Source organism: Agromyces laixinhei, assembly GCF_006337065.1.
Classification (GTDB): domain Bacteria; phylum Actinomycetota; class Actinomycetes; order Actinomycetales; family Microbacteriaceae; genus Agromyces; species Agromyces laixinhei.
This window is the reverse complement of the sequence record NZ_CP040872.1, coordinates 3,128,937-3,144,815: the sequence shown is the minus strand read 5'-3', so window position 1 is coordinate 3,144,815 and position 15,879 is coordinate 3,128,937. Positions and strand designations below refer to the sequence as shown.

The window sequence follows — 15,879 nt, the reverse complement described above, 5'->3', positions numbered from 1 at the left end:
CTTGTGCCAAAATGATTCTGTGTTATGAATGATTTATGACTGGAACGAATTTTGACACGCTGCCCGAGACGCGGCGCCCTCAGGCGGGCCCGCCGCTGCCGCCCCTCGCGATCTCCGTCATCGCGCTCAGCATGATCTCGATCATGCTGCCGATGCTGCTCGCCGGCGGTGCGAACTATCCATCGCCCTTCGGTCCTGAGGAGGAGATCGTCGGCTGGTTCCGCATGCACCCGACCTCGGCGATCCTCACGGCCCTCCTGCAGTTCGCGGCGTCCGTGCCGCTCGCGATCTACGCCGCCGCCGTGTGGTCACGTCTGAACCGGCTCGGCGTTCGGGCCCCAGGGCCGGCGATCGGCTTCGCCGGTGGCATCCTCGCCTCGGCCGCGATGGCCGTGTCCGCGGCATTCACCTGGGCACTCACCCGCCCCGAGATGCTCGAGCATCCCGAGCTCATCCGTCTGCTGCACGACCTCGCGTTCTTCGCAGGGGGGCCGGCGTACGTCGTGCCGTTCGGGCTGCTCGTGGCGGGCATCGCCGTGCCGGGCCTGCTCGCGCGGCTGCTCCCGCGCTGGCTCGCCATCGTGGGACTCGTGCTCGCCGGCATCGCGATGATCGCGACGCTCGTGGTCGCGATCCCCGAGCTCGCGATCCTGTTGCCGATAGCGCGATTTCCCTCGCTCGCGTGGATCGTCGCGTGCGCATTCCTCCTCCCGCGCAGCCGCGCGGCCGCCAATCGGGGCGCACAGTCAGGCGTGAGCACCACGGAAGCGGCACGCCGATGACCGCCGCACTGCACGCGAAGCTCGCCCGGTACGAGCGCCCCGAGCGCGTGCTGCCGTATGCGCGCGCCCTCGACGACGAGACCAGGGCCGCGATCTTCGGCACGGATGTCGCGGGCTACGACGGGGCCATGGAGGAGCTCGCAGCCCAGCGTGACAGCGCGGTCGCCGAACTCGCGGCCGACCCCGACGTGCGGTCGAACCTCGCTCGGTGGCCGGGCGGCGCCGGCGCGCAGGTCGTCGCGATCGGTGAGAGCACGACGGCCGACCGGCTCTCGTGGTTCGAGATCCTGGCGGCGCTCGTCGGCGGGCAGCGGCCAGATCTCTCGCCGCGTTTCGAGAACCTCGCGGTCTCGGGTTCCACGACAACTCAGGCGGTCGCGGGCCTGCCCGCGCTACGGCGGTTCGAGCCCGACCTGGTGTTCTGCATGCTGGGCGCCAACGACGCCCAACGGTTCGGCGGCCCGGGCGGCGATCGGCTGGTGAGCGCCGACGAGACCGCGCGCAACCTTCGGAGGCTCCGCATCGCCTGGCGTGGAGCCGGCGCGCCCCGCTGGGTGTGGCTCGCGCCGACACCGGTCGACGAGGCGGCGATCAGCGCGCATCCGTATCTCGGAGGTGCGGGCCTCAGCTGGACGAACGACGATGTGCGACGCACCGCACGCCTGATCGCCGAACTCGCCGAACCCGGCGACCTCGTCATCGACCCGGCGGATGCCGCGGGCATGCTGTCGCTCGACGGCGATGGCCTGCACCCGACGCCCGAGGCGCAGATCGCGGTGGTACGGCTCGTACTCGCCCGACTCGCGAACCAGTCATGATGGCACCACGGCTGCGGTGAACGCGACGCATGCGTGCGGGGCGCGGGCGGAGCATCCGGTCGCCGACATCGACGGCGGGGCGCACTACTCGCCGGCGCCGCCTCGGGCTCCGGCGGTGGGCGCGGCGTCCGCCGCCGTGTCCGCGCTCGCCGCCGCGAGGCATGCCTCGAGTGCCACCCACGCGAGCATCGCGCACTTCACGCGCATGACGTACTTCGAGACCCCGTGGAAGGCGATCGCGTCACCGAGGAGATCTTCGTCGGCTTCGCCCGTGCCCTGCGAGCGCATCATCGAGCGGAATCCGTCGATGAGCTGCCGCACCCGCGCGAGGTCGGCGCCCGCAGCGAGTTCGGTCATGGCCGACGCCGAGGCCATCGAGATGCTGCAGCCGTCGCCGGTCCAGCCGATCTGCTCGAGCACGGCCTTGGATGTGTCGAGGCGGATGCCGACCGTGATCTCATCGCCGCACGTCGGGTTCAGCTCGTGGTGCGTCGCGTGCGGTTCGGTGAGCTCGCCGTCGCCGAGGCGGCGACGCGAGTGGTCGAGGATGAGCTCCTGGTAGAGCCCGGAGAGGTCGCTCATGCGCCGGCCCCGAAGAATCCGCGCACCTCGGCGAGGGCCGCGGCGAAGCGGTGCACCTCGTCTGCCGTCGTGTAGACGTAGGCGCTCGCACGTGTGGTGGCGCGCAGCCCGAGCCGCCGGTGCAGCGGCTGGGCGCAGTGGTGGCCGACGCGCACGGCGATGCCCTGCGCATCGAGGAACTGGCCGACGTCGTGGGCGTGCACGCCCGGCACGTCGACGCTCGCGAGCGCGGCGCGCGGGCTGCCCGGGGGAGGGCCGACGAGCCGCACGCCGGGGACTCGGGACGTCTCCTCGACGAGCAGTTCGGCGAGCGCCGTCTCGTGCGCGTGCACGTTGTGCATGCCGAGGCGGTCGAGGTAGCGCACGGCCTCGGCGAGCGCGACGGACTGGGAGACGGGCTGGGTGCCGGCCTCGAAGCGCTGCGGGGAGGGAAGGAACGACGCCGACTCCATCGTCACCGTCGTGATCGTCGACCCGCCGGTGCGGGCCGGCGGCAGGGCATCGAGCAGGTGCTCGCGCCCGTAGAGCACGCCGATGCCGGTCGGGCCGAGCATCTTGTGCGACGAGAACGCGGCGAAGTCGACACCGAGCCCGGCGAAGTCGGTGGGGCGGTGCGGCACCGACTGGCACGCGTCGAGCAGCACGAGGGCGCCGTGACGGTGGGCGAGTTCGGCGACCTCGGCGACGGGGGCGAGGTAGCCGGTGACATTGGAGACGTGGCCGAACGCCACGAGCCGCGTGCGCGCTCCGATGACGGAAGCCGCGTCGTCGATCGACCACGTGCCGTCATCGCCCACCGGGATCCAGCGAAGCGTCGCGCCGGTCTTCGCCGCGAGGCGCTGCCACGGGATGAGGTCGGCGTGGTGCTCGGCCTCGGTGACGACGATCTCGTCGCCGGGTCCGAGCCGGAAGATCTCGGCCTCCGCCCCGCCGAGGCCGGCCGAGGCATCCGCCATGCCGAGTGCCACCATATTGATGGCGTCAGTCGCGTTCGACGCCCACACGATCTCGCGAGGCCCGGCACCGACGAAGCGGGCGACCGTCTCGCGGGCCTCTTCGAACGCCGTCGTCGAGGTGCCGACGAGCGTCGACGCGCCCCGGTGCACGGCGGCGTTCGCGTGCTCGAGGTAGGCGCGCTCGGCGTCGAGCACGGCGAGCGGGCGTTGCGCGGTCGCGCCGGAGTCGAGGTAGGCGAGCGGATGCCCGTTCAGCTCTTGGGCGAGGTACGGGAAGTCACTCCGGATGCTCGCGAGGTCGAGCATCTCGGAGGTCGTCGTCGGGTCGAGGGTCACATGTTCTCCAGCACCTGATCGGAGGCGTCGGATGGCGGCCGGCGGTGCCCTTCAAGTCTCTCGCACTTCAATGGGGCCGCGGCCGGTTCGGCGCGAATCGGTCGTGCGCGCCGCTTGCCGCGCGCCTTCGTCAGCGGGCGGGGTCGAACCAGCGCAGGCCCGGGAACCGCGCGAAGCCGCGATCGCGGGTTGCCAGCCGGCCGCCGTTGGCGAGGCAGAGCGCCGCGAGGTAGGCGTCGGGAACGAGGTTGCCGCGGATGCCGCCGTCGTCTGACGCGAGGTCGGCGAGGCGTTGCCAGGCGGGCGGGCCAGGGAGGAGCCACTGCGCGCGTGGCGCCGCTGCGACACGCCGCGTGAACTCGATCGCGGCGGCGGCCGGCGCGGGCCGCTCGTAGATGCGGGGGTGGGTGACGATGCGAACGAAGCCGCTGAGCACGACATCGCTGAGCCCGATCGCCTCGTCGGCGACCGTGCGGTTCAGCCAATCGGCGTAGTCGGCGTGGTGCGGAGAATCCGCGTGGAACGCGTAGACCAGCACGTTCACATCGGGTACGATCACGAGTCGCGTGCCTCTGGCTCGTCGAGCACTGCCCACAGCGAGTCCGCGTCGTCGAGGTCGATCAACAGCCTGTGCGCTCCGTCGCCGAACGTCGGCAGGGGAGAGGCCGGCGCGCTCGCATCGGGCTTCGCGAGCCGCTCGCGCAGGGCTTCTTCGATGAAGCTCGTGAACGTCTTGCCCTCGATGGCGGCCCGAGCCCGTGCTTCACTCGCGAGCGCGTCGGAGAGGTTGAGCGTGGTGCGCATGCAGATCAGCATACCGGCTGCTGCAGACGTCTGCACGGCGCGACATCTGCGCAGGACCGCGAAATCCGTAGGGCGCTACTCGCCCGCCCAGCGCAGCACCCGCAGCGATCGCAGCGTGTTCCACGGGCTCGGCTGCCCGGCGGGCGCGTCGATCGCGAAGAACACCTCGCCGTTCCACGGATCGCCGGCCGGCCAGCGGCCGTCGTCGCGGCGTTGCGCCCGCACGAGGTCGAGCGCGGGCTCGATCCGTTCGTCGGGGCCGTTGCCCGCCGCGAGCCCCGCCGCCCGGAAATGGTCGAGCGAGCGCAGCACGTCGTACACCCAGTACGGCGGGAAGATGAGGTTCTCGTACCGTTCGAGCACGATGCCGCCGGTCGACTTGCGGCGGAACAGGTTGCGCTCGAGGAGGTACTCCTCACCGCGGTGGCGGGCCGCGATCACCTCGGCCGGCGTCGCATCGCCGACGGCGAGCTCGTACCCGAGCAGGCCCTCGAGCACGCAGAGCGTCGAGTCGAACGACGAGCGCCTCGACTCCTCGGGCGGGTCGCAGTTCCAGCCGCCGTCGTCGAGCTGTCCCTCGAGCAGGATCTCGAGCATGCGCTGCGCGCCGTCGCCGAGCACCCCGAAGTAGGCGGATGCCGCGAGCACGCCGCCGTTGACGCACGCCTCGCTCTCGCCTGAGAAGAACGGGAGCCCCCCGTCGACGTCGTCGAAGTGCACGCCCGCTCGAACGCGATCGATCGCGACTCGCGCCGGCGCGGCATCCGGATCGATGCCGAAGCGGCGCAGGGACTGCACGGTCCACATGACGCTGCGTCGATCACCCTTCACCCCGTAGACCTCGCCGCCCCAATAGCCGTCGTCGGCCTGCAGGGCCAGCAGATTCGCGCCGTGGCCCTCGGTCGCGACGCGTGCCCGCTCGGCCGCGAGCGCTTCGGCCGACAGGCCGGTCAGGTCGCGCAGTGCCTGCCAGCGCACCGAGGGATCGGACTCGAGCAACCATTCGATGACCTCGGTGCGTTCCATGCCTCCCATGCTGTCGCGTGCGGGCACTGCTGCCAAGAGTGGGCTCGGCGGACGCCGTCGGGATACCGTGGCGGTATGCACCGGAGCGTGAGCGGACGCGGTGACCGCGATGACGAGGTCGACCTGCTGATCGACGCATGGTCGCGACGACTGCCCGGTGTCGATCTGACGCCGCTCGATGTCATGTCGCGCCTGCGGCGTGTGGCGAACCGCCTCGGGAGGCTGCGGGCGAGCGCGTTCAGCGGCGCCGGACTCGCGGTCTGGGAGTTCGACGTGCTCGCGGCACTGCGCCGAGCGGACCCGCCGCATGAGTTCAGCCCGGCCCAGCTCATCGAGGCGACCATGATCGGCAGTGCCGCGATGACGAACCGGCTCGACAACCTCACGAGGCGCGGCCTCATCGAGCGGCGGCCGAACCCGCGAGACGGGCGGAGCGTGCTCGTGCGCCTCACCGGGGAGGGGGCGACCCGAGTCGACGAGGCGATGCGCACCCTCGCCGAGCGCGAGGCCGAGGAGCTCCGCGGGCTCAGTCGCGAAGAGCAGGCGACGCTCGCCGCGCTGCTGCGGCGGCTCGGCCAAGACGCGGAGTAGGCCGCCGAGCAGGTCCCGGCCGCGGCATTCCGGCCGCGCATCACGGCGCCGTATTCCGACGAAGTGTTGACGGAAAAAATCGGAGTCCTTAGCGTTGGCCGGCAATTGCCAGAACCATTGCCAGAAACTCGACGAGGAGTGTTCCATGCCAACCAGATTCCGTCTCGCCGCCGTCGCGACGGTGGCCGCGCTCGCCTTCGCGGCGGTGCCGGCCGCCGCGTCGGCCACCGAGCCGCCACCTGCTTCCACATCGTCGACCGGTTCTGCCGCGCGAGCCGCGATGCCGGCCAACCTCGCGCTCGACGCCGCCGTCACGGCGTCGTCGACCGAGCTCGACGACGCGCGATTCGCGCCGGCCCACGTCAACGACGGTGACGTCGCAACGCGCTGGTCGTCGAAGTACGTCGATGCGAGCTGGCTGCAGCTCGAGCTCGCCGAGCCCGCCGAGGTCGCGACCGTCGTGATCGACTGGCCGAACGCGTGCGCGCGCTCGTACCAGATCCAGACCTCGGTCGACGGGGTCGAGTGGACGACGCAGGCCGAGCGCAGCGCGCAGGCCACGTGCCCGCGCATCGACGAGATCAGCATCGACGCCGAAGAGCCCGTCGCCTTCGTGCGCATGCAGGGCGTGACGCGCTGGTCGACCTGGGGGTACTCGATCTCCGAGTTCCGCGTCTACGACCAGCCGCTGCCAGAGCCCGAACCGCAGCTGCCGCTCGTGCCGGCGCCGGTCTCGCTCGAGCGCGCCGAGGGCGAGTTCGTGTTCGCCGACGACCTCGAGATCGAGGCATCCGGTGACGCCCTCGCCGCGGCGGAGTACCTCGCCGACGTGATGCGGCCCTCGACCGGATTCGAACTGCCGATCGTCGCAGAGGCCGGCGAGCGGGCGATCGAGATCTCGGTCGCCGAGGGCAACGCACCCGACGGCCACGAAGCCGAGGGCTACACCCTCGACGTGACCGCGGCCGGCGTCGAACTCGCCGCCGACACCCCGGCGGGCGCGCTCAACGGTGTGCAGACCCTGCGCCAGCTGCTGCCGGCGTGGGTCGATTCCGACCAGGTCGCCGACATCGAATGGTCGGTGCCGTTCGTGGCGATCAGCGACTACCCGCGGTTCGAGCACCGCGGGCTCATGGTCGACACGGCGCGCAGCTTCTACACGGTCGACGAGGTCAAGCGCCTGATCGACAGTGCTGCGCCGCTGAAGCTCAACCGCCTGCACCTGCACCTGACCGACGATCAGGGATGGCGGATCGCGATGGACACCCCAGCCGAGAACCCCTCGGGCATCGCCTACACCGACCTCACCGACATCAGCGGTGCGACGGCGATGACGTACAACGATGCCGGTGACCTCATGGGCACCGAGCTGGGGCACACCGGCTTCTATACGAAAGACGACTACCGGGCGATCGTCGCCTACGCGGGTGAGCACGGCATGACCGTGATCCCCGAGATCGATCTGCCCGGCCACACGAACGCCGCCCTGCACGCCATCCCGCAGCTGAACTCGGCGGGTTCGAGCCCCCAGCCGGAGCCCGGCGAGGACACCGTGCCCCACCAGGGCTCGGGCAACGTCGGCGGCTCCTCGTTCGATGCCGACAACGAGCACACCTACACCTTCATCACCGAGGTGCTGCGTCAGATCGCGGAGCTCACACCTGGGCAGTACCTGCACATCGGCGGTGACGAGGCGCACACGACGCCGCACGAGGACTACGTCAGGATGGTCGACTTCGCGACCGCGACGGTCGCCGACCTCGGCAAGACCGTCGTCGGCTGGAACGAGTATGCGAGCACCGCCCTTCCGCAGGATGACGCGGTGGTGCAGCTCTGGAACGGCGACGGTGCAGCCATTCGCCAAGCGGTGGAGACGCGCGGCGCGAAGGTGATCATGTCGCCGGCGAACAAGACCTACATGCCGCAGAAGCAGGACAGCCGACAGCCCGTCGGCGGTACCTGGGCATGCGGCGGGCCGTGCACCCTCGAGAACGCCTACAACTGGAACCCCGCAGCGCAGATCCCGGGCGTCGCAGAAGACGCCGTGCTCGGCGTCGAGGCGGCGTTCTGGGGCGAGTTCATCCGCGGCGTCGACCAGGCGCAGTTCTACACCTTCCCGCGCCTGCTGGCGACGGCCGAAGCCGGCTGGACCCCGCAGGGCGGCAAGGTGCTCGCGGAGTTCATCGACCGGGTCGGGCAGTTGGGCCCGCGCATGACCGCGCAGGGCGTCAACTTCTTCCCGACCTCGACGGTCGACTGGCGCATCGACGCGGCGCCGAGCGTCGCCGGAGACACTGCGGTGGGCGCTGCCGTCGACATCGACTGGCGCGTGATCGCGCCCGATACGGGGGCAGCGGATGTCGCGGCCGAACTCGTGTGGGACGACGGTGAGCGCGAGCCGGTCGAGCTGACCGGCACGGCGGTGACCGACATCGCCGCGATGACGATGAACTCGCCGTACACGGGAGCCTCGAGCCGGAGCTTCGAGACGCCGGGCATCCACGCCGGGCAACTCGAGGTGTCGGTCGGCGGCGGCGAGCCGGTCGTGGCGGGACAGGTGTCGGTGACCGTGCTCGATGCCGCTCTCGACCTCGACACCGTCGTGACGAGCCGATGCGTCGCATCGAAGGCGCTGCTGGCGGTGAAGGCGACGAACGGCGAGGCACTCCCGCTCGCGGTGACCTTCAGCTCGGCGTACGGCACGAAGACCTTCGAGGCCGTGGCGGCCGGAAAGAACGCGGTCCACGCGTTCACCACCAGGGTCGCCGATCTGCCGGCCGGCGACGTGACGATCGAGGCGACCGCCGTGGTCGACGGGGAGACGGTCTCCACCACCTCGACGGTGCCGTACGGGGCTCGAACCTGCGGCTGATGGCGGTTGGCGGGGTGACCCGGTAGCCGGTGGCGCGAGGGCGCGATGGTCGTCGACCGTCGCGCCCTTCGTCGTGCGCGAGGCATCCGAGGCGAACCGGTCGAGGTCTTATTCCGCGATGCGACGGATTTGAAACCGAATTATGTCGGTAGGTTGACGGAAAAAATGCCGCAACTTAGGTTCGTCGTTGTGACCTTGCCCACTGGAGTGCACGCACTCGTCAGACGGACCCATGAAGACCGGGTCCTGCAGGCGCTGCGCGAGCACGGCGCGATGACGCGCGGAGACCTCGCCGTGCGCATCGGCCTCTCGCGCACCACCCTGTCGGAGATCACCTCCCAGCTGCTCGTTCGAGGTGTGATCTCGGTCTCATCCGATGAGGCTCCGCGACTTGGCCGGGGTCGCCCCGCCGAGCGGCTCACGCTCGACCCCGCCGCCGGACAGTACCTCGGCGTCGACTTCGGTCGCCGCCGTGTGCGCATCGTCGTCGCGAACGCCGCGCACGACGTCGTCGCCTCAGACGCGGTCGGCTACGACGCCGCCGCTTCGTGGGGGGAGCGCATCGCCGCGGCCTTCGATCTCGTCGATCGCCTGGGCATCGAGCGCGGGCTGCATTTCGACGGCGTGCTCGGCGTCGGCATCGGCTTCCCCGGTCCGTTCTCACCTCGCGTGCCGCACGAGCCGTCGGAGCCCGTCGCGGAGGCGCGTCGCGCCGGTGCGACACTCATGCGCACGGCGTTCGCGGAGCGGTTCGAGGCGCCCGTGGTCCTCGACAACAACACTCGTCTCGCGGGCCTCGCCGAGGCGACGTGGGATGCCGCCGCCGGCATCGACCACCTGCTCTACCTGCGCCTGTCCGACGGCATCGGCGGCGGACTCGTCGTCGGCGGGCGACTCGTCACCGGGGCGTCGGGACTCGCCGGCGAGTTCGGGCACATCAGCCTCGACGGCAACGGCGAGCGATGCCGTTGCGGCAAGCGCGGATGCCTCGAGACCGTCGCCTCGACGGATGCGATCCTGCGCCGCTGCACCGAAGCGGGCGTGCCCGTGGCGACTCTCGACGAGCTGACGGATGCCGCGGGCACCGGCGACCCCATCGTCGTCGGCGTGCTTCGCGAGGCAGGCGAGGCAGTCGGCCGTGTGCTCGGCTCGCTCGCAGTGGCCCTGAACCCGTCGGAGATCGTGATCGGAGGCGAGATCGCACTCGTCTCCGACGTCATCATCGCGCAGGCAGCCGCGACCACCGCCTACGAACTGCTGCCGGTGGGCGAGTACTCGCCGACCATTCGCGGCGCCGTCCTCGGCGACGAAGGCGGAGCGATCGGCGCCATCATCGCCATCTTCCAGAACTCACCCCTGCTCGCCGGCTATCAGTCGGCGACGAACGTCGCACCCGCGGCCACCCCATTGCGAAGGAGCAATACCTGATGTCCCCCATGAATCGAGGAGGTCGCGCATGGTCGTAGTGACCGACGCCCCCGTGCGGCAGACCGCCGCGCAACCCGCGACGCCCAAGAAGGCCGGGTCGCCGCGCCGCCGCATGCTCGTGCTCAACCTCCTGAGCGTCGGTGCCGGCATCCTGATCTGGTGGACGCTCTCAGCCGCAGGGCTGAGGCTGCCATCGCCGGTCGAAGTCGCGGTGCGCGCGTGGGAACTGCTCCTCGACGGCACCCTGCTCAGCGACACCGCGGCGAGCCTGGGTCGCGTGCTCACCGGCTTCGCCCTCGGCACGCTCGTGGCGATTCCCGTCGGCTTCCTCATGGGCTGGTACGCCTGGGCGCGCGGCATCATCGAGCCGTGGATCCAGTTCTTCCGCACGATCCCGCCGCTCGCGATCATTCCACTCGCGATCGTGCTGCTCGGCATCGGCGAAGAGCCCAAGATCCTGGTCATCTTCCTCGCGGCGTTCTTCGCGTGCGTGATCTCGACCTTCCAGGGCGTCGTCAACATCGACCGAACACTGATCAACGCGGCCCGCGTGCTCGGCACGAAAGACGCCGGCATCTTCACCAGGGTCGTCGTACCGGCATCCGTGCCGTTCATCCTCGTCGGCATGCGCGTCGGACTCGGCGCCGCCTGGGCGACGCTCGTCGCGGCCGAGCTCATCGCCGCGCAAGCGGGTCTCGGCTATCGCATGCAGCAGGCCCAGATCTACTACGACCTCCCGACGATCTTCGTCGGACTCATCGTGATCGGCATCCTCGGCCTTCTCATGGACCGGGTGCTGCTGTTCGCAGAGAAGAAGCTCACCGGATGGCAGGAACGCCGATGAACCCCACAGCCCAGCTCACCGATGCCCGCATCTCGGTGCGTCACGTACGCAAGACCTTCGACCTGAAGGGCGAGGAGTTCGTCGCGCTCGGCGACGTCTCACTCGATGTCGCCGACAACGAGTTCGTGACCGTCGTCGGGCCGTCGGGATGCGGCAAGTCGACCCTCATGAACATCCTCGCAGGGCTCGACCAGCCCACCGCGGGCGATGCGCTCGTCGACGGTCTCGCGGTCGACGGCCCCGGCCCCGAACGCGGCGTGATCTTCCAGCAGTACGCGCTCTTCCCGTGGCTCACGGTGCGCAAGAACGTCGAGTTCGGACTGAAGACGGCGGGCCTGAACGCGAAGGACCGTCGCGAGAAGGCCGAGCACTTCATCGAGATGGTCGGACTCACCGAGTTCGCCGATGCGCTGCCCAAGATGCTCTCGGGCGGCATGAAGCAGCGGTGCGCGATCGCCCGTGCCTACGCGGTGGGCCCCAGCATCCTGCTCATGGACGAGCCGTTCGGTGCGCTCGATGCGCTCACCCGGGTGAAGCTGCAGGAGCAACTGCTCGACACCTGGAGTCGCGACAAGCGCACGGTCGTCTTCATCACCCACGACGTCGACGAGGCCGTGTTCCTGGCCAACCGCGTCGTCGTCATGGCCGCTCGACCCGGTCGCATCTTCGAGATCGTCGATGTGGACCTGCCCTACCCCCGCACCGAGGAGATGCGACTCAGCCCGGAGTTCGCGGCCCTCCGGAACCGCGTCTGGAACGCGGTGTACCACCAGAACCACTAGCACCCGCACCACCTGCCGGACTCCTCCGGCGCAACCCATCCACCCCTCCGCTGTCGACCCGACGGCATGACATCAAGGAAGATCCATGACCCACTCACACCGCAAGCGCGGCATCGCCGCCGCCGCTGCAGCACTCGTGGCCCTCGCCTTCGCGGGCTGCTCGACCAGCGCCACCGGCGGCGAGTCCGGCTCCGAGGCATCCGCTGAGCCCGAGAAGGTGCGCGTCGGCTACATCGCCGACTTCAACGGCGCGAGCCTGCACGCGATCGCCGAAGATCAGGGACTCTGGGAGAAGCACGGCCTCGACGTCGAGACCCCGGTCTTCACGAACGGACCGCTGCAGATCCAGGCCCTCGGCACGAACGACCTCGACTTCGGCTACATCGGCCCGGGTTCGATGTGGCTGCCGGCATCGGGCAAGGCCGCAGTCGCCTCGATCAACGGCCTCGGCAACGCCGACCGCGTGATCGCCCAGCCGGGCATCACCTCGCTCGAAGACCTCAAGGGCAAGACGGTCGCCGTACCCGAGGGCACCTCGGGCGACATGATCCTCACCATGGCGCTGCGGTCGGTCGGCATGACGATCGACGACGTCGAGAAGGTCGCGATGGACCCGCCGACCGTCGTGTCGGCGTTCGCATCGGGGCAGGTCGACGCCGCCGGCATCTGGTACCCGCTCATCAGCACCATCGAAGAGCAGGTGCCCGACCTCGAGATCCTCGCGGCGAACGAGGACTTCATCGACGAGGCCGCCTTCCCGAGTGCGTACGTCGCGAGCCCGACCTTCGTCGAGGAGCACCCCGAGGCCACCCTCAAGGTGCTCGCCGTGCTGCGCGAGGCCATGGACTACCGCGCGGCCGATCTCGACGAGACGATCGAGCTCACCTCGAAGATGTTGAAGATCGACGCAGCCGCGCTCGCCGTCGAGGCCGAGAACGCGAAGTTCATGACCTCGGCCGAGCTCGACGAGCTGACCGCGGACGGCACCGTCGTGACGTGGCTGACCACCCTGAACGAGTACTTCACCGAGGCGGGCAAGCTCGACGAGCCGACTGACGCCGCCGAGTACTACCTCGGCGACCAGTTCGTGGAGGCCGGCAAGTAGCACGGCCCCGACATTCGACCGCCGTGCGGCGGAGCGCCTGCTCCGCCGCACGGCACTCCGACCGGCGGCGGATGCCCCGGCCTGCCTTGAACGCACGAGACGAATGAGATCCATGAGCTCCACCGAACGACGCCCGAACATCCTGCTGATCCTGACCGACGACCACGCCTCGCATGCCATCGGCGCGTACGGCTCGGTCGTCAACCGCACGCCCCGGATCGACGAGATCGCCGAAGCCGGTGTGCGAGTCGACAACTGCTTCTGCACGAATGCACTCTGCACACCGAGCCGGGCGTCGATCCTCACCGGCACCTACAGCCACGTCAACGGGGTCACGACCCTCGAGACGCCGATCGATGCCTCGCAGCCGACGTTCGTCTCGCAGTTGCGCGAGGCGGGCTACCGCACCGCGATCGTCGGCAAATGGCACATGGGCGAGGGGCCCGGCCACGACCCGCAGGGCTTCGACCACTGGGCCGTGCTGCGCGACCAGGGCGAGTACTTCGATCCGCAGATCCTCACCGAAGACGGCGTCGAGATCGTCGAGGGCTACGCCACCGACGTCATCACCGACCTCTCGCTCGCCTGGCTCGAGTCGCTCGAGGGCGACGAGCCGTGGTGCCTGCTGATCCACCACAAGGCGCCGCACCGTCCGTGGGAGCCCGATGAGAAGCACAATGGCATGTACTCGGAGCCGATCCCGGTGCCGGCGACCTTCGGCGACGACTACCGCACGCGCTCGTCGGCCGCCCACCGCGCCGCGATGCGCATCGCCGATCACCTCACGCTCACCGACCTGAAGCAGGCGCCGCCCGAGGAACTCGACTACGAGCAGGCGGCCCTCTGGAAGTACCAGCGCTACATGGAGGACTACCTCGCCTGCGTGGCATCCGTCGACGACAACGTCGGTCGCGTGATCGACTGGCTCCGCGAGCGCGACGTGTTCGACGACACCCTCACCATGTACACCTCCGATCAGGGGTTCTTCCTCGGCGACCACGGATGGTTCGACAAGCGCTTCATGTACGACGAATCGCTGCGGATGCCGCTGGTCGTCAGCTGCCCGTCGAGGATTCCGCACCGCGAGGAACCGCTCTCGCAGATCATCACAAACGTCGACTTCGCCCAGACCATCCTCGACAGCGTCGGACTCGAGCCGCCTCGGCGCATGCAGGGCACGAGCTTCTGGCCCCAGCTGACCGAGGAGCCCGAGCGGCCCACCCGGCCCGCGATGTACTACCGGTACTTCGAGAACGACGACGTCAACCATCACGCCTTCGCCCACTACGGTGTGCGCACCGACCGGTACAAGCTCATCTACTTCTACAACGACGGCCTCGGCCTGCCCGGCGCATCACCGCACAGTTACCCGCCGGAGTGGGAGCTGTACGACCTCGAAGTCGACCCCGACGAGGTGAACAACGTGTACTTCGACCCGGCGTACGCCTCGCTCCGCGAGGAGCTGAAGGTCACCCTCTGGCGGCTGCAGGCCGATCTGCTCGACACCCCGCACCCGTCGCAGCCGCGACCCGAGGGGCTCGAAGCCGCAGATCTGTCGCCGGCCCGGCCCGAGGCGCTCGTCGCGCGCTGAACTGTTCGGGGGCTCGCCGCTTCCGGCATCGCACGGCGATGCGGCGCTCCCCGGCGCACGCACGACCTCCCTCACCCCTCCGGCGATGGCCGATGGCGACCATCGCCCACGGTCGATCGCTGCAGATACATCGCACCGCGAGGGGAGAGCTCGTAGCCGACCTCGAGACTGCGTGTGAGGCCGAGTTCCTTCAGACGGCGAACACGGCGCTTGAAGGCGAGCAACTCGAGATCTCCGCGCAGGCGGTCGGCCGGCGTGGCCGGTTCGTCGTGGATGGCGTGCAGCACGTCGTGAGTCCATGGCCCGCCGGGGCTGCGGCGATCGATGCCGGCGAGGTCTTCGGCGATGGTCGCCACATCCGCATCCGACAGGGCGTCGTCGGCGGCGAGCTCGATGCGGGCGTCGGGTCCGGCCCACTCGACGCCGATGCGGAAGATCGGGTCGACTGCGGCACCACGGAGCTCGGCGAGCACGAGCCGGGCGGATGCCGCGCCGGCGCGCAGGGCGTCCGTTGCGGTGATCTCGGCGACTTCGTCGATCGAGGTCACTCTGATCACGCCGACGATGGAGCGGAAGGTGTCTCCTGCCTTCACCCGTTGTCGCGCCCATCTGCGGAACACGACGGTGACCGAACCATCGGCGATGGCTCGTGCGACCGGTTCGGTGAGGAGCATTCGGTCAGCGCCCGGCAGCTGTCGTCATTCCCGGATTCCGCCGGGTCCGAGGGGGGCAGTTGCTCATCGCGTCCTTTCTTCGGGTTGCAACCGCGCTGAGGCGGCCGGCGGCGTCACGCCCAGGCGCTGCCGGGGCCGAGCAGCGCGCGCCACACCCATTCTGCGCCGATCTCGACCGACGGGCGAGGGTCGCGCATGAGCCATGCCTCGACGACGCCGAGCGCTGAGCCCGTGATGCCGGCCGCGATGATGTCGATGGGCAGCCCGTCGTAGGCAGTGTCGGCAGAGGAGACGAAGCCCTCGCGCACGATGGCGTCGATGCGGGCGCGCAGGCGGGCGAGCACGGCCGCCGACCCGGTCGGCCCGAACACCGAGCGGTAGAGCGCCGCGTGCTCGTCGACGTGCTCGAGGAAGTGGACGAGTGCCTGCGGCGGACCGTTCGGCGGTTCGTACTGCGCCGGCAGCGTCGCGGCGGCGGCCTCGGCCGCTGCGTCGAGTGCATCGGCGAGCAGCGTCTCCTTGTCGGAGTAGTGCTGGTAGAAGCTGCTGCGGTTCACGCCGGCGCGGGCGGCGATCTCGGCAACGGTGAACTCATCGAGCGGGCGCTCGCGGGCGAGTTGGAGCAGTGCGACCTGCAGGCTCCGCCGCGTGCGCTCCGCCCTGACATCCATACGGGGGATTCTGCCAG

16 protein-coding genes are annotated in these 15,879 nt (G+C 69.9%); 9 read left to right on the top strand and 7 right to left on the bottom strand.

Annotated features, from left to right (window positions below):
• Positions 1-35: 35 nt before the first annotated feature.
• Together FHG54_RS14945 and FHG54_RS14940 are read left to right on the top strand one after the other, a co-directional pair.
• On the top strand, positions 36-782 hold the full coding sequence (locus tag FHG54_RS14945; RefSeq protein WP_168197199.1) for a hypothetical protein: 747 nt from the start codon (positions 36-38) through the stop codon (positions 780-782).
• Complete coding sequence (locus FHG54_RS14940; RefSeq protein ID WP_139417973.1) at positions 779-1,600, top strand: SGNH/GDSL hydrolase family protein; 822 nt, start codon at positions 779-781, stop codon at positions 1,598-1,600. Before FHG54_RS14945 ends, FHG54_RS14940 begins: the two co-directional genes overlap by 4 nt.
• An 84-nt stretch (positions 1,601-1,684) precedes the next feature.
• On the opposite strand, the gene sufU is transcribed toward FHG54_RS14940, so the two are convergent.
• From sufU to FHG54_RS14915, 5 genes are all read right to left on the bottom strand, one after another.
• Entirely contained in the window at positions 1,685-2,182 is a 498-nt protein-coding gene (gene sufU, locus FHG54_RS14935; protein WP_139417972.1) for a Fe-S cluster assembly sulfur transfer protein SufU, read from the bottom strand.
• The gene (locus tag FHG54_RS14930; protein WP_139418499.1) at positions 2,179-3,444 is read right to left on the bottom strand and encodes a SufS family cysteine desulfurase; all 1,266 of its coding nucleotides are present in this window, start codon (positions 3,442-3,444) and stop codon (positions 2,179-2,181) included. The genes sufU and FHG54_RS14930 overlap by 4 nt, the downstream gene beginning before the upstream one ends.
• 160 nt (positions 3,445-3,604) lie before the next feature.
• On the bottom strand, positions 3,605-4,033 hold the full coding sequence (locus tag FHG54_RS14925; RefSeq protein WP_139417971.1) for a TA system VapC family ribonuclease toxin: 429 nt from the start codon (positions 4,031-4,033) through the stop codon (positions 3,605-3,607).
• Positions 4,030-4,278, bottom strand: coding sequence for a type II toxin-antitoxin system VapB family antitoxin (locus tag FHG54_RS14920; RefSeq protein ID WP_139417970.1), 249 nt, complete (start codon positions 4,276-4,278; stop codon positions 4,030-4,032). Before FHG54_RS14920 ends, FHG54_RS14925 begins: the two co-directional genes overlap by 4 nt.
• 75 nt (positions 4,279-4,353) lie before the next feature.
• Positions 4,354-5,304 carry a prenyltransferase/squalene oxidase repeat-containing protein gene (locus tag FHG54_RS14915; protein WP_139417969.1) on the bottom strand — a complete coding sequence of 317 codons (951 nt, stop codon included), beginning with the start codon at positions 5,302-5,304 and terminating at the stop codon, positions 4,354-4,356.
• 87 nt (positions 5,305-5,391) lie between these two features.
• Between FHG54_RS14915 and FHG54_RS14910 the strand changes: the two genes are divergently transcribed.
• The 7 genes from FHG54_RS14910 (at position 5,392) to FHG54_RS14880 (ending at position 14,517) form a co-directional block, all read left to right on the top strand.
• On the top strand, positions 5,392-5,895 hold the full coding sequence (locus tag FHG54_RS14910) for a MarR family winged helix-turn-helix transcriptional regulator (RefSeq protein ID WP_233437794.1): 504 nt from the start codon (positions 5,392-5,394) through the stop codon (positions 5,893-5,895).
• Between the two features lie 145 nt (positions 5,896-6,040).
• A complete protein-coding gene (locus tag FHG54_RS14905; protein WP_139417967.1) occupies positions 6,041-8,767 on the top strand; it encodes a family 20 glycosylhydrolase in 2,727 nt (908 codons plus the stop codon).
• A 189-nt stretch (positions 8,768-8,956) separates the two neighbouring features.
• The gene (locus tag FHG54_RS14900; RefSeq protein WP_198165905.1) at positions 8,957-10,195 is read left to right on the top strand and encodes an ROK family transcriptional regulator; all 1,239 of its coding nucleotides are present in this window, start codon (positions 8,957-8,959) and stop codon (positions 10,193-10,195) included.
• Between the two features lie 28 nt (positions 10,196-10,223).
• Positions 10,224-11,039, top strand: coding sequence for an ABC transporter permease (locus FHG54_RS14895; RefSeq protein WP_139417965.1), 816 nt, complete (start codon positions 10,224-10,226; stop codon positions 11,037-11,039).
• On the top strand, positions 11,021-11,821 hold the full coding sequence (locus FHG54_RS14890) for an ABC transporter ATP-binding protein (RefSeq protein WP_232331496.1): 801 nt from the start codon (positions 11,021-11,023) through the stop codon (positions 11,819-11,821). The genes FHG54_RS14895 and FHG54_RS14890 overlap by 19 nt, the downstream gene beginning before the upstream one ends.
• An 85-nt stretch (positions 11,822-11,906) precedes the next feature.
• Complete coding sequence (locus FHG54_RS14885) at positions 11,907-12,926, top strand: aliphatic sulfonate ABC transporter substrate-binding protein (protein ID WP_139417964.1); 1,020 nt, start codon at positions 11,907-11,909, stop codon at positions 12,924-12,926.
• Between the two features lie 112 nt (positions 12,927-13,038).
• Positions 13,039-14,517, top strand: a complete 1,479-nt coding sequence (locus tag FHG54_RS14880) for a sulfatase family protein (RefSeq protein ID WP_139417963.1) — start codon at positions 13,039-13,041, stop codon at positions 14,515-14,517.
• Between the two features lie 71 nt (positions 14,518-14,588).
• Here FHG54_RS14880 and FHG54_RS14875 read toward each other — a convergent pair whose 3' ends face one another.
• Both FHG54_RS14875 and FHG54_RS14870 read right to left on the bottom strand, forming a co-directional pair.
• Positions 14,589-15,191, bottom strand: coding sequence for an ASCH domain-containing protein (locus FHG54_RS14875; protein WP_139417962.1), 603 nt, complete (start codon positions 15,189-15,191; stop codon positions 14,589-14,591).
• Between the two features lie 113 nt (positions 15,192-15,304).
• On the bottom strand, positions 15,305-15,862 hold the full coding sequence (locus FHG54_RS14870) for a TetR/AcrR family transcriptional regulator (RefSeq protein ID WP_139417961.1): 558 nt from the start codon (positions 15,860-15,862) through the stop codon (positions 15,305-15,307).
• Between the last annotated feature and the right edge of the window lie 17 nt (positions 15,863-15,879).